Here is a 22,697-nt window from a genome sequence, read left to right on the forward strand (position 1 = left end):
GCTTTCAGCGAAGGCCAAGCCCGGCGACGCCCCTCAGTAGGCCGTCAGCCCGGCGTTGGCGTTTAGCAGAAACTGCGAGAAGATCGGGGCGCTGGCTGCGCCGATGCCCCGGGCAATCTCTCCGATGCTTCCGACCTCGATGCGCGGTTCGATCAGCCCCCGCGCGTCTTGGTTGACGAGATAGCGCCGGACCCGGCTGACAAGATCATCCCGCACTTCGGTGGGAAAGGCCCCGTCGATCACGATGGCCTCGAAGTCGATGACCGAGCAGACCGAAAGCGAGGCCTTGGCCAGCTCTTGCGCGGTCTGGGCCATCCAAGGGTCAACGTAGCGCGACAGCATGCTCCAATGCTGCGGCTTGCGCCACAGCAGCTTCGGGTCCACCCCGGCTTCAATCAGCCGGGCTTCCAGCAGGTGAATGGAGGCAACGTCTATCATTTGCAGGCTTTCGCCCTGCGGGCCGGTGGTGCGCATGGAGCCGAGCGCCCCAGCGTTGCCCTGATTGCCCTCGAAGACTGTATTGTTCAGCACCACCCCGCCGCCAATGAACTGGCTGACGAAGAAAAAGGCGTAGTCACGAAACTCCTTGCCGCGCCCGTAGAGATGCTCGGCATGGCAGGCTGCGGTGCCGTCGTTGAGCACGAAAACCGGCAGATCGCTGAACTTGGCCACCTCCTCGGCAAAGTCGATGTCTTTCCACGACCGAAACCGCTCGGCGGTGTGGCCGATGAGGTCATGCCACTTCCACAGCTCGAAGGGAGCGGCGATGCCGATGCCGCAGAGGCGGCCGCGCTCTTCGGGGGACATCTGGTCGATGAAGCTGGCAAGCCCGCGCTTGAGCAGGCTGAAAACGGCCTCGGGGAAGGGGTAATCATAGTGCTCCTGCATCTGCTGACGCACCACGCCATCAAAGCCGGTGAGCACGAGGTCGGCACTGCGCCGCCCGATCTTGAAACCAACCGAGAGCACGCCATCAGGATTGAGCCGCATCGGGATGGAGGGCTTGCCTACCTTGCCACGGCTCGGGTCGCCGCGCATCACGATGCCATCCCCTTCGAGGCGGCGCAGGATGATCGAGATGGTTTGGGGCGACAGGTTGACGAGCCGCGCAATATCGCTGCCCGCCATCGCCCCGCGCCGCTGGAGCACCGACAGAACCAGCCGCTCGTTATAGTTGCGAACGCCCGACTGGTTGACCCCGCCGCTCAGCCCCTTGATTTCAGTGCCATCCATCGGTTTGGCCATACGAAACTTCCTGCCCCAAAGGAAGTAGGCCATCCGTCCTTTAATAAATCAAGTTTATTTATTTATTGACAGGCGAACGGGAATCGCGCTCTTTACGCTGCAACCCCGGGCGTAATCCGTCAGGGGCGGATCAATGGGAGATCCAGATAGCAACGCTTCCCAGGGAGGAAATCATGAAGAAACTCGTCGCAACAACTGCGCTCGCACTCTGCGCCATGTCCGGCACCGCGATGGCCCAAGACATCGGCGCTTGCCTGATCACCAAGACCGACACCAACCCGTTTTTCGTTAAGATGCGCGAGGGCGCCGAGGCCAAGGCCGCCGAGCTGGGCGTCACGCTCAACAGCTATGCCGGCAAGGTTGACGGCGACCATGAAACGCAAGTGGCCGCCATCGAAACCTGCATCGCCAACGGCGCCAAGGGCATTCTGCTCACCGCCTCCGACACCAGCTCCATTGTGCCCGCCGTTCAGCAGGCGCGCGATGCGGGCCTTGTGGTGATCGCGCTCGACACGCCGCTCGACCCGATCGACGCTGCCGACATGACCTTTGCCACCGACAACTTCCTCGCCGGTGAGCTGATTGGCCAATGGGCCGCCGCCACGCTGGGCGACGAGGCCGCCAACGCCAAGATCGCCATGCTCGACCTTGCCGTCAGCCAGCCCACCGTTGGCGTGCTGCGCGACCAGGGCTTCCTGCAGGGCTTCGGCATCGAGCTGGGTGACCCGAATAAGTGGGGCGACGAGGAAGACCCGCGCATCGTCGGCAATGACGTGACCGCCGGCAACGAAGAAGGTGGCCGCAAGGCGATGGAGAACCTTCTGGCGACCGACCCCGAGATCAACGTGGTGTACACCATCAACGAGCCTGCCGCTGCCGGTGCCTATGAGGCGCTCAAGTCGATTGGCCGCGAAAACGACGTGCTGATCGTTTCGGTTGACGGCGGCTGCCCCGGTGTGGCCAACGTGAAAGACGGTGTGATTGGTGCGACCTCGCAGCAATACCCGCTGCTGATGGCCTCCAAGGGCATCGAAGCCATCGTCGCCTTCGCCAAGGACGGCACCAAGCCGGCCAACACGCCCGGCAAGGACTTCTTCGATACCGGCGTCGCGCTCGTGACCGACAAGCCTGCCGAGGGCGTCGAGAGCATCGACACCGACGAGGGCAACGAGCTCTGCTGGGGCTGACCCGGCCCAACGCCAAGTGAATCACGAACGGGGCGGGCCTATCCGCCCTGTTCAAACCGGCGGGTGAGGCACCTGCCCCGGGGGGACATATGTCACAATCTGATAACTACGAGGCCTCTGCCTCCAGCGCACCCAGCGAAGTTGCGTCTTTCGACGGGCACAACAAGAGCCTGATCGACCGGCTTCAGCACCAGTTGCACACCACGCCGGCGCTTGTGCCGCTCATCGTGCTTGTGCTGTCGATCATCGTTTTTGGCCTCACGCTTGGCGCAAGGTTCTTTTCGCCCTTCGCCCTCACGCTGATCCTGCAACAGGTGCAGATCGTCGGCATCGTGGCCGCCGCGCAGAGCCTTGTTATCCTCACAGCGGGCATCGACCTGAGCGTAGGTGCCATTGCGGTGATCTCCTCGGTCATCATGGGGCAATTCACCTTTCGCTACGGCGTTCCGGTTGGCCTTTCCATCGTCGCCGGTCTCACCCTCGGCACCGCCATCGGCGCGCTGAACGGCTGGCTGGTGGCGCGGGTCAAGCTGCCGCCTTTCATCGTGACGCTCGGCATGTGGCAGATCGTGCTGGCGGCCAACTTCCTCTATTCGGCCAACGAAACCATCCGCAGCCAGGATATTGCCGAGGCGGCCCCCCTGCTTCAGCTGATGGGAGCCAAGTTCAGCGTGGGCGGTGCGGTGTTTACCGTTGGCGTGGTCTTCATGCTGATCCTCGTGCTGATCCTCGCCTATGTGCTGCGCCACACCGCTTGGGGCAGGCATGTTTATGCCGTGGGCGATGACCCGGATGCGGCGGAGCTTTCGGGCGTGAACGTGCGGCGCACGCTGATCTCGGTCTATGCGCTCGCGGGCCTTATCTGTGCCTTCGCCGGATGGGCGCTGATTGGCCGGATCGGCTCGGTCTCTCCCACCTCGGGCCAGCTTTTGAACATCGAGAGCATCACCGCCGTGGTGATCGGGGGCATCTCGCTCTTCGGCGGGCGCGGCTCGATCCTTGGCACGCTCTTCGGGGCCCTGATCGTGGGTGTTTTCACCCTCGGGCTGCGGCTCGCCGGGGCCGATGCACAGTGGACCTACCTGCTTATCGGCACTCTCATCATCGGCGCAGTGGCCGTCGACCAGTGGATCAGAAAGGTGGCAGCCTGATGGAACCCATTCTCAAAGGCCGCGGCCTCACCAAGCGCTATGGCCGCGTGACCGCGCTCGACAATTGCGACTTTGACCTGATGCCGGGCGAGATCCTCGCCGTCATTGGCGACAACGGCGCAGGCAAGAGCTCTCTCATCAAGGCGGTGTCGGGGGCGGTGATCCCCGATGCGGGCACGGTGACGCTGGAGGGCAAAGAGGTAAACTTCTCCTCGCCGATCGACGCGCGGGAGGCGGGCATCGAAACTGTCTACCAGACGCTCGCCATGTCGCCCGCCCTGTCGATTGCCGACAACATGTTCATGGGCCGCGAAATCCGCCGCCCCGGCTGGCGCGGCAAACTCCTGCGCCAGCTTGACCGGCCCACGATGGAACGGATGGCCCGCGAAAAGCTCACCGAGCTTGGGCTGATGACGATCCAGAACATCAATCAGGCGGTGGAAACCCTTTCGGGCGGCCAGCGTCAGGGTGTGGCCGTGGCCCGCGCTGCGGCCTTTGGCTCCAAGGTCATCATCCTCGATGAGCCCACCGCCGCGCTGGGTGTGAAGGAAAGCCGCCGCGTGCTGGAGCTGATCCAAGACGTGAAGTCGCGCGGCATCCCGATCATCCTCATCAGCCACAACATGCCCCATGTCTTTGAGGTGGCAGACCGTATCCACGTGCACCGGCTGGGCCGCAGGCTCTGCGTGATCGACCCGCGTGATTACACCATGTCAGACGCGGTGGCCTTCATGACCGGCGCAAAAGAGGCCCCTGCGGAAGCGGCATGACACGCACCCTCGCGTCATTGCCCGCGTTGCAAGAGGCCGTTCTGGCCACCCCCAAGGCGGGCCGGCGCAGGGTGGTCGCCCTTGCGGGCGCACCGGCCAGTGGAAAATCGACGCTTGCAGACGCGCTTTGCACCTCGCTGAAAGAGGCCGGGGAGCGCGCGCAGGTGGTGCCGATGGATGGCTTCCACCTGCATAACCCGATCCTCGTGGAGCGCGGGCTGCTTGCGCGAAAAGGCGCGCCGGAAACCTTTGATGCGCCCGGCTTCCTGCACCTCGTCCAGCGATTGCGCGATGAGGCGGAGGTGGCCTTTCCGCTCTTTGATCGCGCACGGGACATTGCGATTGCCGGGGCGGGGCTTGTGGATGAGGCCTGCGATACGGTGATCGTGGAGGGCAACTACCTGCTGTTTGACAGGCCGGTTTGGCGAGACCTCCGCCCGCACTGGGATTTGGCCGTGCGGATCGACGTCGAGATTGCCACCCTGCGCGAGCGGCTGGTTGCCCGCTGGCACGATTATGGCCTCTCCGGCCCCGAAGCGACCGCGCGGGCAGAGGGCAACGACCTTGCCAATGCACAGCTGGTCGCGGAGGCCATGCTGCCTGCCGACATCACCGTGACAACAAGCGGATAGCCCAAAGCGGCCGGGAGATGGCCGACAATCCTTGCCCCCGTCATGCAATTCGGCTGGACCCTCCTGCGCTCCGGGGGTAGCCCGGATGTGTGATTGCGGGAGGGACCAGTGGACATTCGAGCAATTCTGATGGGGCTTTCATTTGCCTTCATCTGGTCATCCGCCTTCACCTCGGCGCGGATCATCGTCACCTCGGCCCCGCCGCTCGCCGTCTCCTCCGTCCGGTTCTTTCTGGCGGGCTGCATTGCGCTGCTGATTGCGCGGGCGCTCGGCCAGAGCTTTAGCCTGACACGCGGCCAATGGCGGGCAACGGTGATCTTCGGGATATGCCAGAACGCGCTCTACCTCGGCCTGAACTTCATTGCGATGCAATGGGTGGAGGCAAGCTTTGCGGCCATCATCGCTTCTTCGATGCCGCTGCTGGTGGGCCTCATCGGCTGGGTGGCTCTGGGTGACAGGCTGCCGCGCATGGGGGTGCTCGGCCTCGTCATGGGCTTTGGCGGTGTGCTGCTGATCATGGGCGCGCGGCTGGAGGCGGGGGTGAGCCTTCCGGGAGTTGCGCTTTGCGTCACGGCGGCCTGCGCGCTGGCGGTGGCCACATTGGCACTGCGCGGCGCGAGCGGCGGCGGGGGCAACCTCATGGTGGTCGTCGGCTACCAGATGCTGATTGGCGCGGCCTGCCTCGTGCTGCCCTCGATGCTGTTTGAAACCTGGGAATACACGCCGAGCACGGCGCTGACGCTGGCGTTCATCTACACTGTCTTCGTGCCCGGCCTGCTGGCCACGTGGATCTGGTTCAAGCTGGTCGGGCGGATCGGCGCGGTGAAGGCGGCCACCTTCCACTTTCTCAACCCGTTCTTCGGGGTGCTGGTGGCGTGGATCTTCCTCGGCGAGCACATCGGGCCGCTGGATATTGCAGGCGTCGCGGTGATCGCGGTGGGCATCCTGCTGGTGCAACTGGCCAAGCAAAAGAAGGTGGAGGCGTAAGGCGGGCCAGCGCCCGCCCTACGCTTTGCTCAGGCGTTGTCGCGGGCAGCCACGGCCTGCACCGCTGGGCGCGCCACCACACGGTCAAACCATGCTTCGATGGCGGGCCGCTTGGGCAACCAGTCGCGGTTCCACTGGTAGGGCGAGGCCATGATGAGATCGGCGGCAGAAAAGCCGCTTTCGAGCAAGTAGTCCTGCCCATCGAGAGCGGTTTCGAGCCTTGCGATCATGGCCGGCATGTCACGATAGGTGGTCACCCAGATCGGATTGTCGGCCACCTCGCAGACCATGCCCATGATAAGCGGCTCTGCCACGCCTGCGTAATAGGACAGCCACATCAGAAAGGCACCACGATCCGGGTGGCCGGGCGGCACAGCGGTTGGGGCCTCGGGGAAGAGCTCTGACAGCAGGGCGAGGATGGCGGCGCGTTCGGTGATGAGGCTGCCGTTCACCTCAAGCGCGGGCACCTTGCTCTCGGGGTGAGGGTTGGCCGCGTCAGGGCCACCGGTGCCATCCTGCCGGGGAACGGTGACGATTTTCGTCTCTATCTCGGCGGAAAGGCCCATTTCTTCGATCGCTATGGCAACCGTGCTGCTGCGCGAATTCGGGGCGTGGTAAAACTTGATCATCGGGAGTCTCCTGTTTCTGAAGGGACCATAGCAGCCCCCCCCCTGACAGGGTGGTGTCAGGAGGGGTGGCAGGGGCCCTGTCAGGAGGCGATCAGCCGATTTTGCCGGGCAAACCTTCGCCCACCTGCCCGCGATGCAGCAGGATGTGATCGAGTAGCACGCAGGCCATCATCGCCTCGCCCACCGGCACGGCGCGGATACCGACGCAGGGATCGTGGCGGCCTTTGGTGATGATCTCGGTCTCTTCACCCGCCTTGTTGATCGTCTTGCGGGGCTTGAGGATGGAAGACGTCGGCTTGACGGCGAAGCGCACCACAAGATCCTGCCCGGTGGAGATGCCGCCGAGGATGCCGCCCGCGTGGTTGGAGGAGTAAACCGGGCCACCCTGACTCATGGCGATCTCGTCGGCGTTGGCCTCGCCGGTGAGGCGGGCGGCGGCGAAACCGTCTCCGATCTCCACGCCTTTGACCGCGTTGATGCTCATCATGGCGGCGGCAAGGTCGGTATCCAGCTTGCCGTAGACTGGCGCGCCGAGGCCTGCGGGCGCGCCGCTGGCGACCACCTCGATGACCGCGCCCACCGAGTTGCCGGACTTGCGCAGCTCGTCGAGATAACCGGCCCAGTCTTCGGCGGCCTGCGCGTCGGGCGTCCAGAAGGGGTTGTTATCGATCTCGGCCATATCGTAGCGGGCCGGGTCGGCGGCGCGCTCGCCCATGCTCACCATGAAACCCTTGATCGAGAGGCCCGGCACCAGCTTGGCCAAGGCATTGCGCGCCAGCCCGCCTGCGGCCACTCGCGCGGCGGTTTCGCGGGCAGAGGAGCGCCCGCCGCCGCGATAGTCTCTAATTCCGTATTTCTGCCAATAGGTGATGTCGGCATGGCCGGGGCGAAACTTTTCGGCGATGTCGCCATAGTCCTTGGAGCGCTGGTCGGTGTTGCGGATCATCAGTTGCACCGGGGTGCCGGTGGTGACGCCCTCGAACACGCCAGAGAGAATCTCGACCTCATCGGCCTCGCGGCGCTGGGTGGTATACTTGTTCTGCCCGGGTTTGCGCTTGTCGAGCCAGACCTGGATCTGCTCTGCCGTGACCGGAATGCCGGGAGGACAGCCATCGACTGTGCATCCCAAGGCGGGTCCGTGGCTTTCGCCCCAGGTGGTGACGCGGAAGAGGTGGCCGAAGGTGTTGAGGCTCATGTGCGCGGGCTCCTTTGGTCGCAAGGAGTTATCCGCTGCGCCGCGCCCTGCCAAGGAGAATCAAATCGGCAGAAGCTCGGGACATACGATGATGACTGTGCCACCGCCCAGCTCTTTCAGAGGCCCCCGGTGGCACTGGGGGGATCCCGAGCTCCTGCCGATTCAGTTCAGCAACGAGTCCCCGGTAACCAAAAGGGGGCGATCGTAACCACACTGGTCTTCGCGAGGCGCTTGGAGCGCCTTCGTTATGTCGTTGGACATACCACCAAATCCGCCACCCATGTTGCCCGTTTGGCGACAATCGCCATCGAAGGCCCAAAATGTTGCAAAAGGGTGACGTTAGGTTAAGGAAGGTTAACTAACGGTTAACGCGACATAAAAATGATCATGGCAACGGCAGGTTGTGGGTGACCGCGCGCCGGGAGGAGAACACCGGCAGCTCAGAGCGGCCCTGCGTAAGCGGGATCGTGAGGCCGACAGAAACCCAGTTTTCGCGCTCATCCAGCAAATCAAAGTGGTGCTGCCCGACAGCGACCGAGAGCAAAGCCGCACGGCCCGAGGTGCCGGCAGCGGGCAGATCAAGCCATGTGTCGAGCCCGAAGGCGAGGCGGTAAAAGTCTTGGTCCCCACTGGCCATGTTCAGCGTGTCTTTTGAAAACGCCCCGTAGCCAGAGAACCGCCCCTGCCCGGTGTAGCTCACCCGCAGGCCCCGGTTGGTGGCATAACCATCCACGCCCAGTGCACCGCCACGGGTTTCGCCAAAATACAGCTCCGCGCCAAAGCCCGAAGGCAGGTGCACCGCGGCTTCCCCGCCAATGGCAAAGGCGGCGCCCCCTTCGGATTGAGAGCCGAGCCACAGGTAAGGGCCAACCGAGAACCCGTCGCCAAGCGGGCGTGTGGTGAGGTGAAAGAGCGCCTTTGCGGTGCTCAGGTCAGCCTCCCCCGCGCGGGCGGTGGACAGGGTAAGATCAATCCCGAGGTCAGCCCAGCCAAGCCCGTAGTCGGCATGGGCCGTGCCCGACAGCCGGTTGTATTGCTCCCCCCTAGGGAAGCCGCCGGTTTCCAACGACACCCCGGCAAAGCGAAAGCCGTTCGCCTCCTCTGCGTGGGCCGACAATGGCAAGGCAAACGCAAAGGCAACAACTGTAGCGAGGCGGCGTAGCATGGCGGAAGTCTCCGTTGATCAGGCCCACAACATTAGGGCGGTCGCTTGAGAAGGAAACGGACAGCCGCGCATATTCCACAAGCGTGACCTGCTTGCCATCGCCCGGTGCGGCCCTATGGTGTGCCGCACCTCGGGGTGCCCTTGCAGAAGGGCTGAGATGTGGCCGCGCGCGCCATGAACCCGCTGAACCTGAACCGGCTAAAACCGGCGGAGGGAAGGTTTCGAGACACCTCGATTGCCCGCTCCGCCCGCATGCAATGGAGGATGACCCATGAAAGCCCCCCTCATCGCCGCGGGATTTGCCCTTGTCGCCAGCACGGCGGCAGCGGAAACCCTGACGGTCTACGCGCCCGATTACTTTGCCAGCGAATGGGGCCCCGGCCCCGCGATCAAGCAGGCCTTCGAGGCCGAGTGCGGCTGCGAGTTGGAGTTTGTCACCGGCGACGTGCTGCCACGCATCCTGCTGGAAGGCGACCGCTCGGAGGCCGATGTGGCCATCGGCCTGAGCCAGGATGAAATGGCCCGCGCCGCCGAATCGGGCCTGTTTGCACCGCACGGGCAAGATGTTTCGGCCCTGACCATGCCGGTGACCTGGGAAGACAAAACCTTCCTCCCCTTCGACTGGAGCCACCTTGCCTTCATCTATGACAGCACCCGGATGGAAACCCCGCCCGCGAGTTTCGAGGCGATGCTGGATATGGCTGATGACACCCGGATCGTGATTCAGGATCCGCGCGCCTCTGCCGCCGGGCTGGCGTTGGTGATGTGGGTGCAGGCGCTTTACGGCGAAGAAGCCGGGGCGGCATGGGAGCGGCTTTCTCCCAAGATCCTCACCGTCACCAAGGGCTGGAGCGAGGCCTATGGGATGTTCACCGAGGGCGAGGCCGACATGGTGCTGAGTTTCACCACCTCGCCCGCCTACCACATCGTTGCCGAGGGTGACGAAACCAAGCAGGCCGCGATCTTCGAGGAGGGGAACTATCTGTACGTTGAGCTCGCGGCCAAGCTGGCAGGCACCGAGCAGCCGGAACTGGCACAGAGCTTTATGGACTTTATCCTCAGTGACGGGTTCCAGACGGCCATTCCGGAAGGCAACTGGAGCTTCCCGGCCAAGCTGGAAGAGGCCAAGTGGCCCGAGGCCTTCCGCAACCTGCCGGTGCCCGACAAGGTGCTCTACGTCGATGCCGCAACGGCAGAGGCGATGAAGGCGGATGCGATAGAGACATGGCGGCAGGGGCTCAGCCAATAACCCGATGGCTCGCAGGGGCCGCGGCGACGCTTGTGCTGGCGGTGACGCTGGGCACGCTCGCTGCCGTGGCCTGGCGGGCCGAAAACTTTGCCGCCGTCGGCCCGGCGGCGCAGGATGCGCTGTGGTTCACCCTTTGGCAGGCCGTGGTTTCGGCCAGCCTGAGCGTGATTCTCGCGGTACCTGTCGCGCGGGCGCTTGCGCGGCGGCGGTTTTTCGGGCGCGGGGCGGTCATCACCTTGATGGGCGCTCCCTTTATCCTGCCAACCATCGTCGCCGTGCTGGGGCTTGTCGCTGTCTTCGGGCGCTCCGGTGTGGTCAACGTGGCGCTGCGGGCCTTGGGCCTACCCGAGGTCAGCCCCTATGGCGCGCAGGGGGTGATTCTGGCGCATGTCTTCTTCAACCTGCCGCTGGCTGTGCGTCTTGTGTTGCAGGGCTGGCTCGCGATCCCGGCGGAACGGTTTCGGCTGGCGGCCTCGCTCGGCATGGGCGCGGGAGCGATCCAGCGGGGCATTGAGTGGCCGATGCTGCGGGGCGTGCTGCCCGGCGCGTGGCTGCTGATCTTCGCGCTCTGCCTCACCAGCTTTGCCGTGGCGCTGGCGCTCGGCGGCGGGCCGCGCGCAACCACCGTGGAACTGGCGATCTATCAGGCGTTTCGCTTCGACTATGCGCTTGGCGCGGCCTCGGTGCTTGGGCTGGTGCAATTTGCCCTCGCGGGCGCGGCGGCGGCGCTGGCATGGGGGCTGGCGCGGCCTACGGTGTTTGCAGGCGGCCTTGGCGGCGTGGTGCGGCGCTGGGACGGGGGCGGATGGCTGCGCTGGCAAGACGGGCTGGTTGTGGTGCTCGCCGCCCTCTTCCTGCTCGCGCCGCTGGTCGCGGTGGCCCTGCGCGGCGTGCCGGGGCTGGCGGAGATGCCCTGGGCCGTCTGGCACGCCGCCGGGCGCTCTGTGGCGGTGGCGCTGGGCTCTGCGGCGCTCTGCCTTGCGTTGGCCCTGCCGATGGCGCTGGCGGCGCGGCGCGGCCTTTGGGTGCAACTCGTGGGCGTCTTGCCCATCGCCGCCTCACCGCTGGTAATCGGCACCGGCCTCTTCATCCTCAGCTACCGCTGGGTTCGCCCCGACGAGATCGCGCTGGTGGTTACCGCACTGGTCAACGCGGTGCTGGCCCTGCCCTTCGCCCTCGCCGCGCTGGTGCCCGCCGCGCGGGAGATGCGCGCCGGGTCAGGACGGCTGGCCGATAGCCTCGGCATGACCGGTTTGGCGCGGCTGCGGCTGGTGACCCTCCCCACCCTGCGCCGCCCGATCGGCTTTGCCCTCGGCCTCGCCGCCGCGCTTTCGATGGGAGACCTCGGGGTGATCGCGCTCTTTGCCGATGGCGACACCGCCACGCTGCCCTTGCAACTCTACCGCTTGATGGCCGCCTACCGGATAGATCAGGCCGCGGGCGCGGCGCTGCTGCTGCTGGTACTCTCGCTGGGGCTGTTCTGGGGATTCGACAGGGGAGGGCGAGCCAATGCTGGCGCTTGAGGGGCTGCGGCTGGAACAGGGCAACTTCGCGCTGGAGGCGGATTGGGCGGTGGAGCCCGGCGCCCGGGTGGCGGTGATCGGCCCGTCGGGTGCAGGCAAATCGACCCTGCTGATGGGCATCGCCGGCTTCGTGGAGCCTGCGCGCGGGCGGGTGGTTTGGGACGGAAACGACATTAGCGGGCTGGCACCGGGCGCGCGGCCCGTGTCGGTGCTGTTTCAGGAAGAAAACCTGTTTGGGCACCTAAGCGTGGAGCGAAACGTGGGGCTGGGGCTGCGCCCCGACCTGCGGCTTTCGGCTGGTGACCGGGCGCGCGTGGATGCCGCGCTGGAGCGGGTCGGGCTGGGCGGCATGGGCGCGCGGCTGCCACGTGAGCTGAGCGGCGGGCAGAGGAGCCGGGTGGCGCTGGCGCGGGTGCTGCTGCGCCAAAGGCCGGTGCTGCTGCTCGATGAACCCTTCGCGGCGCTCGGCCCTGCGCTGAAGCGCGAGATGCTGGCACTTGTGCGCGAGATCGCAGAGGAGAGCGGCGCGGCGGTGCTGATGGTCACCCATGACCCGGAAGACGCGCGCGCCTTTGCCGGGCAAACGGTGGTGGTGGCCGAAGGCCGGGCCGAGGCACCTGTGACGACAGGCCCGTTGCTGGACGATCCGCCGGAGGGGCTCAGGGCCTACCTTGGGTAGCTCTTCGCGGCCCCCGGCCGCTCATCGCCCCTGCGAAGGCGCCTCGAAGGGCGGATGAGCAGGCCCCGAAACGGAAAAGGCGCGAACCGTGAGGTCCGCGCCTTTTGTCATTCTGTCGCCAGCTCTCAGGCCTTGGCGTTCAGCGCCTTGGCCCTCGCCTTGTGCGGGGCCCAGAGGCGCTTGTTGGTGAGGTAGAGCAGCACCGAGAGGAAGATGAGGAAGCCAACGATCAGGAAGCCTGTTTCCTTGCGCTGCATCATCTTGGGCTCGGCAGCCCACATCAGGAAGGCGGCAACATCCATCGCTTCATGGTGCAGGTCATTGCTGTGGCCATCGTCAAATTCCACATCCTCGCCCACCAGCGGCGGGGCCATCGAGATCCAGCCGCCGGGGAAGGCGGTGTTCTCGTAGAAGACCGAGCCGTATTCCTCTTTCTCCTCGCCGGTGTAGCCGGTGAGCAGGGAGGCGATGTATTCGGCGCCGCCCATGCCCTTGAAGAGCTGGTTCATGCCGGTGCCATAGGGCCCGTGGAAGCCTGCGCGGGCCTTGGCCATCAGGCTGAGATCGGGCGCGCCGGCGGTGGTGACGGCCGGGAAGTTGTCCGCCGGGGTGGGGGTGCGGAACTCGCCCAGCTCGGCATCGTAGAAGTCGCGGTTGGCGTCTTCGTCGAGGATGACGATCTGCGAGGCGTAGGCGCGCACCTGATCTTCGGAGTAGCCCAGCCCGCCCTCTTCGGCCATCGACCGGAAGGAGACATACTTGAGGCCGTGACAGCCCGAGCAGACCTCGGTGTAGATCTTCAAGCCACGTTGCAGCTGGTTCTGATCATATTTGCCGAAGGGGCCTTCGAAGGAGAAGGCATAGTCTTCGATGTGGCCCTCGCCCCCCGCCGCAAGGGCGGAGGTGGCCGGCATGGCCAGTGCGAGCAGGGCGGTGAGTGCGAGTTTGCGGATCATGTCTCTCTCTCCGTCCTCTTATTCGGCCGGCGTGGCCGGTTTGGCCTTGCCGTAATGGGCGTTGAAGTCGTCTTCGATCGTGGCCGGACGCGGCAGCGGTTTCTCGATCACGCCCAGCAGCGGCAGGATCACCAGGAAGTAGGCGAACCAATAGGCCGAGGCCACCAGCGAGAAGCTGGAGTAGGGCTCTTCTGCCGGCATGGCACCGAGCCACATCAGCACAACGAAGTCGATCACCAGCAGCAGGAACCACCACTTGAACATCGGGCGATAGCGGCCCGAGCGCACCGAGGAGGTATCAAGCCAGGGTGCCAACGCCATCACCGCGATTGCGCCGAACATCGCCAGCACGCCGAAGAACTTGGCGTCGATGATGCCGAAGCTGATCCACTCGGCGAACATCACCACCCAGACGTCGGAAGTGAAGGCCCGCAGGATCGCGTAGAACGGCAGGAAGTACCATTCGGGCACGATGTGCGCCGGCGTCGAGAGCGCGTTGGCCTCGATGTAGTTGTCGGGGTGGCCGAGGTAGTTGGGCATGAAGGCCACAACCGCGAAGAACACCGCGAGGATCACCGCAAGGGCGAAGAGATCCTTGATCACGAAGTAGGGCCAGAACGGCAGGGTATCGGCCTCGGCCTCTTCCTTGCTCGCGGTGCGCACCGCAACCCCGGTGGGGTTGTTGTTGCCAGTGGTGTGGAAGGCCCAGATGTGCACCGCCACCAGCGCCGCGATGACCATCGGCAGCAGGTAGTGCAGCGAGAAGAAGCGGTTGAGCGTGGCGTTATCCACCGCGGGGCCGCCGAGCAGCCAGGTCTGGATGCTTTCGCCGACAAAGGGGATCGCGCCGAAGAGACCGGTGATCACCGTGGCCCCCCAGAACGACATCTGACCCCAGGGCAGAACGTAGCCCATGAAGGCCGTGCCCATCATGGCGAGGTAGATCAGCATGCCAACGATCCACGTCACCTCGCGCGGGGTCTTGTAGGAGCCGTAGAACAGGCCGCGGAAGATGTGGATGTAGACTGCGAAGAAGAACAGCGAAGCGCCGTTCATGTGGGTGTAGCGAATGAAGTAGCCGCCGTTTACATCGCGCATGATGTGCTCGATGGAGGCAAAGGCGTAGTCGACGTGGGGCGTGTAGTGCATCACCAGAACGACGCCGGTGGCGATCATCAGCACAAGGCAGAAGGTGAGGACGATGCCCCAGATCCACCACCAGTTCAGGTTCTTGGGGGTGGGGATCATCAGGGTGTCGTAGGCCAGCCCGACGATGGGCAGGCGCGAGTGAAGCCACTTCTCGATACCGGTCTTGGGTTCGTAGTGGTCGTGCGGAATACCGGACATCTGCGTTCCCTCCCTTAACCGAGCTGAATGGTTGTTTCGTCGACGAATTCCGCGACCGGAACCGGCAGGTTCTCTGGCGCGGGGCCTTTGCGGATGCGGCCAGACGTATCGTAGTGCGAGCCGTGGCAGGGGCAGAACCAGCCGCCAAACTCACCGGCACCGTCACCCAGCGGCACACAGCCGAGGTGGGTGCACACGCCCATCATCACCAGCCATTCGCCGTTTTCATCGAGCGAGCGGTTCTCGTCGGTGGCGGGCAGGCCGGGCTTGTTTTCGTTCCGGTCGATCGGATCGACCAGATCGGCCATCGCAACGGCGCGGGCCTCTTCGATCTCTTCAGCGGTGCGGCGGCGGATGAACACCGGCTTGCCGAGCCACTTCACGGTGAGCTGGGTGCCGACTTCGACACCGCTCACATCGACGCGAATCGAGCTGAGCGCCCGAACGTCGGCGGAGGGGTTCATCTGGTTGACCAGACCCCAAGCGGCCCCGCCGGTGGCGACAGCGCCGGCCCCTGCGGTTGCATAATAGATGAAATCCCGGCGTGTACCTTCGGGCTCGTGAGTGTCCGACACGGGTTGTTCTCCTTCTCACCGGCCCGGCGCGTAGGCGGGCCATGACGCGGCATGACAAGGGCGTGAGCCCAGCCATTTCGCGCGGTTATTAGCTGCCTGCATCGCGCCAGTCCAGCGGACATTCCCGCACAGTTGCGGCCAAGTGACGCAAAAAACGCGCGGAGGCCGGAAAAAGGGCAGCAAAGCATCACATCGCACCCTGCGTCACCGGCGCGGCTGTAAATCGGCCCGTGCCGTGCTAGGTGGGCTGACAGACACATGACGACCACATGACGACCCCTCGGAGCAAAGCCTTCCATGCGTATTCCCGCCCTTCCTCGCCTCGCTGCAACACTCACCCTCGCCCTGGCCGCTCTTCTGCCCGCCGCACGGCCAGCTGCGGCGGAGATGGAGCTGAGCTTCTACACAGGCTACCAGACCGCACCGCACAGCCGGGTGGAGGGCAATGACGGCACCTCCGATTTCTCGTTCCTGTCAGAGTGGGAAGGCCGCCCCTTCGAGGCACCGCCCTACTACGGCATCCGCGCCACGTGGTGGCGCAGCGCCAACCTTGGCTTCGGGGCCGAATTTACCCACACCAAGGTTTATGCCACTGATGAAACCCGCGTCGACAACGGCTTTGACCGGCTGGAGCTGACCGACGGGCTCAATATCATCACCGCCAACGTGCTCTACCGCTGGCCCGGCCAATGGGCCTCTGGCAAGCTGACCCCCTATGTGGGCGCGGGCCTCGGCATTGCGGTGCCGCATGTGGATATCACGCCCACCGGCGGCGCAAAGACCTTCGAATACCAGTTCACCGGCCCCGCCGCGCGCTGGATGGCCGGAGCCTCCTACGCCTTCAAAGACACATGGTCGGTGTTTGGCGAGTATCAGGGCACCTATTCGGCCAACAAGGGCGACCTTGAAGGCGGCGGCGAGTGGGAATCGAACATCCTGACCAACGCCATCAACATCGGCGTCAGCTACAACTTCTGATCGGGTTGGGCTTGCCGGGGCGGTGGGCATATTGCCCACCCTACGGCCCTATCAGCCTTCGGGCGGCTTGGTGGCCTGCATCGAGGGGCGCTCGCTGAAGCGGGCATACCACTCCGCCAGCGCCTCGTTGCCACTGCGCCAATCCCGCTGGGGGTGGCGAAAATCCGCATAGCCAAGGCCGCAGGCCAGCGCGATCTGCGCCGCATCAAGCGGGCCTGAGAGGTGGCTCATCCAGCGCGAGTTGGCCGCCGTCGCCGCGCGGTGAGCCTTGCCCCACTGGGCTTCGACAATCTCCGGGCTCTGCTTTTCCTCCGGGCGCAGCCGGGCCTCATAGGTCATCAGCAGCACCGCCTCGGTCAGCCCATGGGCCAGCGCCTCAAGCGTCAGCACCTCCCAGATTCGCGATTCGGGGTAGAGCGTCTTGCCGCTCTGGGCGTCGAGAAACCGGCAAATCACCCGGCTGTCGAACATCGCCGGGCCATCAGGCCGCTCCAGCGTGGGGATCTTGCCCAGCGGGTTTTGCGCCAGCGGCATGGTGCCCGGCGCAAGCGGTGTGCCCGCTGCCTCAACGCACTCTATCTCCTCGGCCAACCCCGACTCATGCGCAACCACCATGACCATCCGGACAAAGGGCGAGGCAGGACTGTGGTGGAGAATGTAGGGCATTTCTGGCAACCGTCTGGGAGAGTGGACAATTCACGTTGGCTCAAGAATGCCGTGCTGGCAAGTTAACCTTGTCGGGGCGCCCTTACCCTGCGTTACTCCGCTCCCAGCATCAGCGCCGCCAAAAGCGCCGGATCCTGCCCGATGCCATAGCCCTTCACCTGCCGCGCCGCCGCCTGCCGGGCCTCCGCAGGCTTGTTCTGGCCAAGCTTCCACGTGCTCTCTACCTTTTCGACCACAAAGCGAAACGGCTGAATCATCCGCATGAACCGCGCCAAAACGTCGGCAGGCATCTTGTCGGCGGTCCATGGGGCCTTGGGGAGCAGGCGCTGCTCAAAATGATCTGAAAGCGCATCGAGCACATCGCGCAGGGCAGCGTCGGGCAGCCGCTCCAGCTGGCCATCGAGTTGCACGGCAACGTAGTTCCACGTCGGCACCTGATCGTCCATCTCGTACCAATCGGGCGAGATGTAACTGTCAGGCCCCATCACCGAGAGGCGGGCAGGCATCGGGGCGATGCAGGCGCGAGCCATCGGATTGGAGCGCATCATGTGGAGCGTGGCCGTGCCTGCCTCAGCGTCGAGCAGAAAGGGCACATGGGCGGTGAGCGGAAAGACCTCGCCATTGGCCGCCAGCGTGCCAAAACCGCGCTCGGCTGCAAAAGCAAGGTTCTGGGCAGTGGGGGCGTCGCGATAGATCGGGTTTGGGTGCATCGGAGCGGTCATCCTCGGGCTTGACCCGGGGATCTCTTGCGGTTGGAGACCCAAGGGTCAAGCCCGAGGATGGGGGCGTTGTGGTCAGGCCGCGGTGAGGCGGGCCTTGTCGGTGCCGGTAATCCTGGCCGTCACAAGCGCACCCTCCGGCTGGTCAGAGGCGAAATGCACCTCGGCAAACTGCTCGGTGCGGCCCATGCGGGGGGATTCGGTGAGCACCCTGTGAGTGAGGCCCTGTTGCGCCGCGAGATGGCGTGCAACGGCAGCCTCCCCGGCGGCACGCAGTCGAGCGGCACGGGCCTTGATCTCGGGGCCGGGCACGGCGGGCATTTTGGCCGCCGGGGTGCCGGGGCGCGGCGAGTAGGGAAAGACGTGCAGCCATGTGAGGTGGCAGTCTTCAACAAGGCGCAGCGAATCTTCGAAGTGCACTTCGGTCTCGGTCGGGAAACCGGCGATGATATCGGCACCAAAGGTCATTTCGGGGCGCAGCTTGCGCGCCTCTTCGGTAAAGCGGATCGCATCGTCGCGCAGGTGGCGGCGCTTCATCCGCTTCAGGATCAGGTCGGCCCCGTGCTGAAGCGAAAGGTGGAGGTGGGGCATCAGGCGCGGCTCGGTGGCGATGGCCTGCATCAGGTTTTCATCCACCTCAATCGAATCAATCGAGCTGATCCGCAGCCGGGGCAAGTCGGGCACCAGCTTGAGGATGCGCATGACGAGATCGCCCAGCTTGGGCTGCGCCGGAAGGTCGGCACCCCAACTCGTAAGGTCCACGCCCGTCAGCACCACTTCGTTGAAGCCCTTGCCCACCAGTCGCTTGATCTGCTCCACAACCACGCCCGCAGGCACGGAGCGCGAATTGCCGCGCCCGAAGGGGATGATGCAGAAGGTGCAGCGGTGGTCGCAGCCGTTTTGCACCTGCACATAGGCGCGGTGGCGGCCAAAGCCATCAATCAGATGGCCGGCGGTTTCGGTGACCGACATGATGTCATTCACCTGCACACGCTCGGTCTCGCCGATGAAGTCGGGGGCCAACCCGGCCCATGTGTCCGGCTGCATCTTCTCGGTGTTGCCGATCACATGATCGACCTCGGGCATCTCGGCAAAGCTCTCGGGCGCAGTCTGCGCCGCGCAGCCGGTGACGATGAGCCGGGCCGCGGGGTGTTCGCGGCGGAGCTTACGAATATCCTGCCGGGCCTTGCGCACAGCTTCTGAAGTGACGGCGCAGGTGTTGACGATCACCGCGCCATGCAGCCCAGCGCCCTCGGCCAGCTCGCGCATCGCCTCGGTTTCGTAGGCGTTGAGGCGGCAGCCGTGGGTGGAAAAGATCGGCGCGTCAGCCATGCCAGACACCATCGAAGACATGGGCGGTAGGCCCGGTCATCCAGACGCCATCTTCGCGCCAGTCGATGTGGATGGTGCCGCCGTCGAGGTCGATGGTGACCTTGCGCCCGGTCAGGCCGCGACGGTGGGCGGCCACGGCCACGGCGCAGGAAGAGGAGCCGGAGGCGAGGGTGATTCCGGTGCCCCGCTCCCAGACCCGCATCCGCAGGTGATCGGGGCCGATGACATGGGCAAACTGCACGTTGGTGCGCTCGGGGAACAACGGGTCGTGCTCGACCTCGGGGCCGCGCACGGCGAGGTCCACGGCCTCGGCGTCATCCACGAAGAAGGTGCAATGCGGGTTGCCCATGGATGTGCCGACAGGGTCGCCCTCGAGCGGCAGGCGGAGCGAGTCGGCATCGCGGGCGAGCGGGATCTCGCGCCAGGTGGTGAGCGGCGCGCCCATGTTGACGGAGGTAAGGCCGTCGCCGGCATCAACGCAGGGCAGGAGGCCGCGCTCGGTGAGGAGGGTCACGGCGGGTTTGCCCGTTTCCCCCATCAGGTAACGGGCAATGCAGCGCGTGGCATTGCCGCAGGCGGCTGAGAGCGAGCCGTCGGCGTTGTAGAAGGTGAGCTTGGCATCGGCCTTGTCGCTCAGCTCGATCACGGCAAGCTGGTCAAAGCCCACCCCCCGGTGCCGGTCGGCAAGGGCCATCGCAAGTTCCGGAGTCACGACCACGCCGCCCGCGCGGTGATCAAGCACCACGAAGTCATTGCCAAGCCCGTGCATTTTCATGAAGGGCAGGCCAGAGGGAGGGGTCTGGTCGCGCATGGGCGGGCATATACAGCGCGGGGGGTGCGCTTTCCAGCCCGGGGGCGAAGATTCCCGCTTGACCCCCCTTGGGGGATTCCCTAGAGAGCGGGCCTCAGAGTGGGCCGTTAGCTCAGTTGGTAGAGCAACTGACTTTTAATCAGTGGGTCGCAGGTTCGAATCCTGCACGGCTCACCACTTCTCATAAATTATCCTTTCCCTGTTTGGGTTTGGTGTCGGATTTGACGAACCTCTTGGGAAGGTTCGCCAAATTGCGCTCGCCATTCGGGCGGGCGATCAGTTTCTCGATAGCGGAATCGGCCATGCCTTCGCGGCCTGCGGCCTCAGTGTAGCGCTGGACTAAGGCCAGCGTTTTGTGACCCGTGACCGCGCCGATCTCGTGCGCCGTCGCTCCGGCCTCGGCCAGACGGCGCGCGCAGGCCTTGCGCAGCCCATGAGCGGAACACTGAGGCAGCTTGGCGTCCTCGGTCCAACGCTGCATGAGATTGCCCAGACCGCCGGCAGAGCGCATCGTGCCTTTCTGGGTGGCCAGGAAGGGCCGGTCCTTCGGCAACTTGTCCAGCACCTCGGCCAAGTCCGGGTGGATCGGCACGGAGACGAGCACGCCGCCTGAGCGTTGCGTCTTCTGCCGCCGGTAATCGATCTTGCCATTGCGGACGTTCTTCGGCCCCAGCTTCACCGCATCGACCCGCGCCGCGCCGGTGTAGAGCATCAGCGTCACTGCCGTATGCGCCAGTGTTCCGGGCTTGTGGGCTCTAAAGAACTGAGCCAGTTCGTCCTCGTCCCATGTATGGAAGCCGTCACCGCCGACGCGAAACGGCTTTGTTGCCCGCGCCGGGTTGTCTCCGCGCCAATCCAGTGTGATGGCGAAATCCATCAACTGGATCAGCCGTTTACGCAGATTGTTCGCCGCAGTGGGTGTCTCGGCCTTCTCCGCCAGGATCGTCTGCACATGCCGCCGCTGCATCAGCCGTACGGGCTTGTCTCCATGTTCTTCCCGGAACTTCTCGACAATTCCGCGATAGACCTTCTGTGTGCTCGGCGAGAGATCGAGGAACTCGGGCGAGCGATACCACAGTGCCACAAGCTGGCTGACGCTGTAGGGTTTGGTCCGGTCCGCCCCGATCAGCCCGCGCGTCTTGTGGCCGTTGACCGCGTCTTCATAGCGCCGGACAAACTCCTCTGACCCGTAGTCGCTTCCCAGCTCCGCCGAAAACCCACCCTTCCGAAACCGCCAGCGCCGCTTCCCGTGCCGATCGAAATAGGCCGTCGCGCCGGGAAACTGCTTTCGGCGTTTCATGGGCGATCCCACGGGTTGTTGACCTCGTCGGTCTGCTTTTCGGTGCTGTAGATCACGACCTTGCCGTCGCGGCTGATCTCTGACCGCACGACCGGAATGCCCGCGTCTCGGTACGCCTTGAGGTATCGTGTCAATTCGCTCTGCGTCAGGGTCGCGCGGGGCATGGCCATGGTGTGTCCTTCACTCGATCAATTCGCGCCCGAGGCCGCACCCGGCCCTTCGCTCACGGCTGCTTTAACTGTGAATTTCTCGACGTATCGCTCCCAAGCACCCTTTGGGATTTTGGGATTGCGGCGTCCTGGTGCGGTGAAAATATGATCCAGCATGTCTTCGCGGATCAGGTAACGCACGTTGGACACGGGAATGCCCACGCGCTCGGCCAGTTCCTTGGGGGTTTCAAGCAGCTTTCCCACGCTTCGCCTCCTGTCGTCGTTGCTCACGAACTGAAGCGGAAGAAATCGTTTTGCGTCCAGAATGAAACAAAACTACGCTGAAACTGCATGAATCAAGCGTGTCGCCATCGTTCGTATCTATTTTTTATACAAATGACTACGAATGAGGTCAACACAAATACAAACGAAAGTTGAGCATGGCTGTTTCTGGCCTTGGACATCGCCTTGCGGCAGTACGAAATATGGCTCGCCTCTCCCAAGAGGAGATGTCGCAGGCGCTTGGCATCAGTCGAAGCGCTTATCAGAACTACGAACGTGGCCAGCGTGACCTGACAGCTCAGTTGCTCCTAGAGGTCTACGAGAAGTTCGACGTCGATCCCCTTTGGATGCTCGAAGGAGACTCCGAAGACGGAAAGGACCGCAGACACGAAGAGATCGCGACTGCTTACCGTAAGATCGGCATCGCTGTTGAACGCCGCATCATGGATCGAGGTCTGAGCGTGACGCCCGAGAAGAAATGGGATGCCATCGAATTCCTGTTCGATGAAGTCCTGAATGCCGATGCATTGTCCGGCGAGAGCGGTGCACCGGATACAACAAGAATTGACAGTGTTTTGAGACTGGTAAGTTGATGTTGAGAGAAGATTTTCCCGATGACGTGTTGAAACTTCGACCGCGCAAGCTGCGGCTCGGTCGTGACGCTGAACGACTGCTGAATGACGTCTGCGGCACTGAGGGTGAACACAGCGAATCCGTGCACAGAAACCGCCTCCGTCCAAATGCCCACAGCATCAATGCGATCCGTTGTGCTGATTGCGGCCAGATCGAATACATCTCCCGCGACTATTGTCGGTGCGGGCACTACCTCGCGGGGCAGGTGATGGACGAGTTCCTGGCGTGGGAACGAGGATTGGTCGAAACGCGTGATCGCTTGGCCGCTGCTGCCGGGGAAAAGATGAAACCGGTGCGTTGGGTTGGGGCCTGCGGTATGCCGTTCATCGTCTGGCCCCTGCTTCACAGCGTCTTCAGCGACGGAAGCACGCCCCTTGCCATCTGGCTATGGCTGATCCCCGGTTTTGCCATCTTGGGTCTCTGTGCCTTGATCGAAACCTGGATCACTGCCGCGCGTGACGCGAGCGCGCATGCGGTCGAAGCCGCCACTTTCGAGCAATTCTTGTCCGAACGCGTTCCCTTACCGAGTCACTGAAT

The 22,697-nt window shown here is 64.3% G+C and carries 25 protein-coding genes, 1 tRNA gene and 1 riboswitch; of the genes, 12 read left to right on the plus strand and 14 right to left on the minus strand.

Annotated features, from left to right (window positions below; all coding sequences use genetic code 11):
- Window positions 1–33: 33 nt before the first annotated feature.
- Window positions 34–1,233: an ROK family transcriptional regulator gene (locus FHY55_RS00700; RefSeq protein ID WP_140015948.1), complete on the minus strand. Its 1,200-nt coding sequence runs from the start codon at window positions 1,231–1,233 to the stop codon at window positions 34–36.
- Between the two features lie 185 nt (window positions 1,234–1,418).
- On the opposite strand from FHY55_RS00700, the gene FHY55_RS00705 reads away from it, so the two are divergent.
- From FHY55_RS00705 to FHY55_RS00725, 5 genes are all read left to right on the plus strand, one after another.
- Window positions 1,419–2,432 carry a sugar ABC transporter substrate-binding protein gene (locus FHY55_RS00705; protein WP_140012362.1) on the plus strand — a complete coding sequence of 338 codons (1,014 nt, stop codon included), beginning with the start codon at window positions 1,419–1,421 and terminating at the stop codon, window positions 2,430–2,432.
- An 89-nt stretch (window positions 2,433–2,521) separates the two neighbouring features.
- On the plus strand, window positions 2,522–3,583 hold the full coding sequence (locus tag FHY55_RS00710; protein ID WP_140012363.1) for an ABC transporter permease: 1,062 nt from the start codon (window positions 2,522–2,524) through the stop codon (window positions 3,581–3,583).
- Window positions 3,583–4,353, plus strand: coding sequence for an ATP-binding cassette domain-containing protein (locus tag FHY55_RS00715; protein ID WP_140012364.1), 771 nt, complete (start codon window positions 3,583–3,585; stop codon window positions 4,351–4,353). Before FHY55_RS00710 ends, FHY55_RS00715 begins: the two co-directional genes overlap by 1 nt.
- The gene (locus FHY55_RS00720) at window positions 4,350–4,985 is read left to right on the plus strand and encodes a nucleoside/nucleotide kinase family protein (protein WP_140012365.1); all 636 of its coding nucleotides are present in this window, start codon (window positions 4,350–4,352) and stop codon (window positions 4,983–4,985) included. Before FHY55_RS00715 ends, FHY55_RS00720 begins: the two co-directional genes overlap by 4 nt.
- A 108-nt stretch (window positions 4,986–5,093) precedes the next feature.
- Window positions 5,094–5,972: a DMT family transporter gene (locus FHY55_RS00725; protein ID WP_140012366.1), complete on the plus strand. Its 879-nt coding sequence runs from the start codon at window positions 5,094–5,096 to the stop codon at window positions 5,970–5,972.
- Between the two features lie 29 nt (window positions 5,973–6,001).
- On the opposite strand, the gene FHY55_RS00730 is transcribed toward FHY55_RS00725, so the two are convergent.
- The 3 genes from FHY55_RS00730 to FHY55_RS00740 all read right to left on the minus strand — a co-directional run bounded on the left by FHY55_RS00730 (window position 6,002) and on the right by FHY55_RS00740 (window position 8,961).
- On the minus strand, window positions 6,002–6,601 hold the full coding sequence (locus FHY55_RS00730; protein WP_140012367.1) for a glutathione S-transferase family protein: 600 nt from the start codon (window positions 6,599–6,601) through the stop codon (window positions 6,002–6,004).
- A 91-nt stretch (window positions 6,602–6,692) separates the two neighbouring features.
- The gene (gene aroC, locus FHY55_RS00735) at window positions 6,693–7,796 is read right to left on the minus strand and encodes a chorismate synthase (protein ID WP_140012368.1); all 1,104 of its coding nucleotides are present in this window, start codon (window positions 7,794–7,796) and stop codon (window positions 6,693–6,695) included.
- Between the two features lie 385 nt (window positions 7,797–8,181).
- Window positions 8,182–8,961, minus strand: coding sequence for a hypothetical protein (locus tag FHY55_RS00740; protein ID WP_140012369.1), 780 nt, complete (start codon window positions 8,959–8,961; stop codon window positions 8,182–8,184).
- Between the two features lie 121 nt (window positions 8,962–9,082).
- A riboswitch (TPP riboswitch) is annotated at window positions 9,083–9,194 on the plus strand.
- A 38-nt stretch (window positions 9,195–9,232) separates the two neighbouring features.
- On the opposite strand from FHY55_RS00740, the gene FHY55_RS00745 reads away from it, so the two are divergent.
- From FHY55_RS00745 to thiQ, 3 genes are read left to right on the plus strand one after another with little or no spacing between them, the layout of a single operon-like run.
- Window positions 9,233–10,210 carry a thiamine ABC transporter substrate binding subunit gene (locus tag FHY55_RS00745; protein ID WP_140012370.1) on the plus strand — a complete coding sequence of 326 codons (978 nt, stop codon included), beginning with the start codon at window positions 9,233–9,235 and terminating at the stop codon, window positions 10,208–10,210.
- Window positions 10,186–11,733 carry a thiamine/thiamine pyrophosphate ABC transporter permease ThiP gene (locus tag FHY55_RS00750; RefSeq protein WP_140012371.1) on the plus strand — a complete coding sequence of 516 codons (1,548 nt, stop codon included), beginning with the start codon at window positions 10,186–10,188 and terminating at the stop codon, window positions 11,731–11,733. The genes FHY55_RS00745 and FHY55_RS00750 overlap by 25 nt, the downstream gene beginning before the upstream one ends.
- A complete protein-coding gene (gene thiQ / locus FHY55_RS00755; RefSeq protein WP_140012372.1) occupies window positions 11,720–12,412 on the plus strand; it encodes a thiamine ABC transporter ATP-binding protein in 693 nt (230 codons plus the stop codon). Before FHY55_RS00750 ends, thiQ begins: the two co-directional genes overlap by 14 nt.
- Before the next feature lie 125 nt (window positions 12,413–12,537).
- Here the strand turns inward: thiQ and FHY55_RS00760 are convergent, their stop codons facing one another.
- From FHY55_RS00760 to petA, 3 genes are read right to left on the minus strand one after another with little or no spacing between them, the layout of a single operon-like run.
- Complete coding sequence (locus FHY55_RS00760; protein ID WP_140012373.1) at window positions 12,538–13,368, minus strand: cytochrome c1; 831 nt, start codon at window positions 13,366–13,368, stop codon at window positions 12,538–12,540.
- Window positions 13,369–13,386: 18 nt separating this feature from the next.
- Window positions 13,387–14,715: a cytochrome b gene (gene petB / locus FHY55_RS00765; RefSeq protein WP_140012374.1), complete on the minus strand. Its 1,329-nt coding sequence runs from the start codon at window positions 14,713–14,715 to the stop codon at window positions 13,387–13,389.
- A 14-nt stretch (window positions 14,716–14,729) separates the two neighbouring features.
- Window positions 14,730–15,290 (minus strand): ubiquinol-cytochrome c reductase iron-sulfur subunit, encoded by a 561-nt coding sequence (petA, locus tag FHY55_RS00770; RefSeq protein WP_140012375.1) that lies wholly within the window; start codon window positions 15,288–15,290, stop codon window positions 14,730–14,732.
- 297 nt (window positions 15,291–15,587) lie between these two features.
- Here petA and FHY55_RS00775 point away from each other — a divergent pair, with 297 nt between their 5' ends.
- On the plus strand, window positions 15,588–16,268 hold the full coding sequence (locus FHY55_RS00775; RefSeq protein ID WP_140012376.1) for an outer membrane protein: 681 nt from the start codon (window positions 15,588–15,590) through the stop codon (window positions 16,266–16,268).
- A 51-nt stretch (window positions 16,269–16,319) separates the two neighbouring features.
- Here FHY55_RS00775 and FHY55_RS00780 read toward each other — a convergent pair whose 3' ends face one another.
- The 4 genes from FHY55_RS00780 to dapF all read right to left on the minus strand — a co-directional run bounded on the left by FHY55_RS00780 (window position 16,320) and on the right by dapF (window position 19,796).
- Window positions 16,320–16,934 carry a glutathione S-transferase gene (locus FHY55_RS00780; RefSeq protein ID WP_140012377.1) on the minus strand — a complete coding sequence of 205 codons (615 nt, stop codon included), beginning with the start codon at window positions 16,932–16,934 and terminating at the stop codon, window positions 16,320–16,322.
- Between the two features lie 92 nt (window positions 16,935–17,026).
- Complete coding sequence (locus FHY55_RS00785; protein ID WP_254695386.1) at window positions 17,027–17,656, minus strand: FMN-binding negative transcriptional regulator; 630 nt, start codon at window positions 17,654–17,656, stop codon at window positions 17,027–17,029.
- Between the two features lie 72 nt (window positions 17,657–17,728).
- Complete coding sequence (mtaB, locus tag FHY55_RS00790) at window positions 17,729–18,985, minus strand: tRNA (N(6)-L-threonylcarbamoyladenosine(37)-C(2))-methylthiotransferase MtaB (RefSeq protein WP_140012378.1); 1,257 nt, start codon at window positions 18,983–18,985, stop codon at window positions 17,729–17,731.
- Window positions 18,978–19,796, minus strand: a complete 819-nt coding sequence (gene dapF / locus FHY55_RS00795; RefSeq protein WP_140012379.1) for a diaminopimelate epimerase — start codon at window positions 19,794–19,796, stop codon at window positions 18,978–18,980. The genes mtaB and dapF overlap by 8 nt, the downstream gene beginning before the upstream one ends.
- Window positions 19,797–19,897: 101 nt before the next feature.
- Here dapF and FHY55_RS00800 point away from each other — a divergent pair.
- Window positions 19,898–19,973 (plus strand) — tRNA-Lys (locus FHY55_RS00800).
- Window positions 19,974–19,977: 4 nt separating this feature from the next.
- On the opposite strand, the gene xerC is transcribed toward FHY55_RS00800, so the two are convergent.
- From xerC to FHY55_RS00810, 3 genes are read right to left on the minus strand one after another with little or no spacing between them, the layout of a single operon-like run.
- Window positions 19,978–21,096, minus strand: a complete 1,119-nt coding sequence (xerC, locus tag FHY55_RS00805) for a tyrosine recombinase XerC (protein WP_140012380.1) — start codon at window positions 21,094–21,096, stop codon at window positions 19,978–19,980.
- Complete coding sequence (locus FHY55_RS20405; protein ID WP_155846068.1) at window positions 21,093–21,266, minus strand: hypothetical protein; 174 nt, start codon at window positions 21,264–21,266, stop codon at window positions 21,093–21,095. Before FHY55_RS20405 ends, xerC begins: the two co-directional genes overlap by 4 nt.
- A gap of 18 nt (window positions 21,267–21,284) precedes the next feature.
- Window positions 21,285–21,509, minus strand: a complete 225-nt coding sequence (locus FHY55_RS00810) for a hypothetical protein (protein ID WP_131822039.1) — start codon at window positions 21,507–21,509, stop codon at window positions 21,285–21,287.
- A gap of 221 nt (window positions 21,510–21,730) precedes the next feature.
- Between FHY55_RS00810 and FHY55_RS00815 the strand changes: the two genes are divergently transcribed.
- Both FHY55_RS00815 and FHY55_RS00820 read left to right on the plus strand, forming a co-directional pair.
- Window positions 21,731–22,120, plus strand: coding sequence for a helix-turn-helix domain-containing protein (locus tag FHY55_RS00815; protein ID WP_168222906.1), 390 nt, complete (start codon window positions 21,731–21,733; stop codon window positions 22,118–22,120).
- On the plus strand, window positions 22,120–22,695 hold the full coding sequence (locus FHY55_RS00820) for a hypothetical protein (protein ID WP_140012382.1): 576 nt from the start codon (window positions 22,120–22,122) through the stop codon (window positions 22,693–22,695). Before FHY55_RS00815 ends, FHY55_RS00820 begins: the two co-directional genes overlap by 1 nt.
- The last annotated feature ends 2 nt before the right edge of the window (window positions 22,696–22,697 follow it).

It is taken from the genome of Oceanicola sp. D3 (assembly GCF_006351965.1).
GTDB lineage: Bacteria > Pseudomonadota > Alphaproteobacteria > Rhodobacterales > Rhodobacteraceae > Vannielia.